This is a genomic window from Bacillus sp. IT-79MI2 (assembly GCF_949768135.1).
Classification (GTDB): Bacteria; Bacillota; Bacilli; order Bacillales; family Bacillaceae_G; genus Bacillus_A; species Bacillus_A pseudomycoides.
In genome coordinates, this window is sequence record NZ_CATKPV010000123.1 from 1 (window position 1) to 1,200 (window position 1,200).

Annotated in this window: 1 protein-coding gene and 1 pseudogene; one reads left to right on the forward strand and one right to left on the reverse strand. The window is 35.2% G+C overall.

Annotated elements, in window-relative coordinates:
• Positions 1–119 (forward strand): annotated as a pseudogene (locus tag ACM6HU_RS26425) (IS6 family transposase); the annotation flags it as partial.
• Between the two features lie 577 nt (positions 120–696).
• Here ACM6HU_RS26425 and ACM6HU_RS26430 read toward each other — a convergent pair.
• Positions 697–1,200, reverse strand: a 504-nt coding sequence (locus ACM6HU_RS26430; RefSeq protein WP_414848524.1) for a M60 family metallopeptidase, incomplete at its 5' end; no start/stop codon positions are given.

Consider the following 1,200-nt stretch of genomic DNA (forward strand, 5'->3'; position numbering starts at 1 on the left):
ATATTATTTCTGGAATAGAAGCTATGCACATGATGAAAAAAGGGCAACTTGTTTCACTGGACAAGTCTGTCCAAAATCAAGTGAATTTCATCCATCAACTATTTGGAATTGCTGCTTAAGACTAGATTCCACTAGGAAACTTTTTGCCTCTTTATATCTTTCCTAAGTATTTGCACCAGAACCACATATATCGTTGCAACTCTTTAGAAAACAATTCTAATTCATCAATAATAGATAAGTTCATATCAAAAACGCCATCCTTTCCTATGATGCTACAGAAAGAATAGCGTATTTTTTCATTTTAGGGGAATTTTGTTTTGTTAGCTTGATAGCAATGGAGGCTACCCTAAAGAGTACAGTTTAACCCGAAGTAGCCCCTTTTCTAAATACCCATTATTGAATAACAGAATAAAATTATCATAATACCTTTTTCTAAAAAAGATATATATAGGTATCACTGATTCACAGATCTTCTAATCTGCACAATCCTGCCAATGGGCACACGCGCATCATGTATAACTGTCAATGATTTAGAAAAATGCTGGCTAAATTCCGATCTATACCATATCTCTCTATGTACCTACGTAATCCCCCTTGTTTATAAGGAATTATATGATGTGCTCTATTAGCTATGCCAAATTGTATTTGGATTGTCATCGATTGCATTACTAGCTAGATCACACACACTTGTTTTCATTATTTTCTTGGACCATACGCAGCTACTGGTTTAACGGGTTTCGCATCCGTCGCTTCCCATATAGGGGCAGTTAATGTTGGATAGTTCAAAGCTTCTACTTTTTTTCTTGTTTCTTGTGATGCTTTCAGTCCCCATTGATCAAAAAATGGAAGTACATTTTGTTTCGCTACTTTCGATGTATTGTAAATAAATGCTTGTATTTCATCTTCATCAGTTTCTGGAAGTTTATCCTTTGGCAACTCTCGATATAGTTTGTGGAGATTCGGATAAAAATCTTCCCCATATGCTAAATGAAGTTGCCAAAACATAACAAGTTTCACAAACAAGTCATCAATATCTTTATACTCTTTATCTGCTTGTTTTAAGTATGCAAAGGCTCTATCGTAGTCCCCTTCTTTTTCTAAACGCGTTGGTTGATTCGGGAATAATTGTTTTTGTGCAGCTAAGGAATATATATTAACAGTGACTTCAGTCATTCCATTCGAAGCCCACGTCCAAGGGTT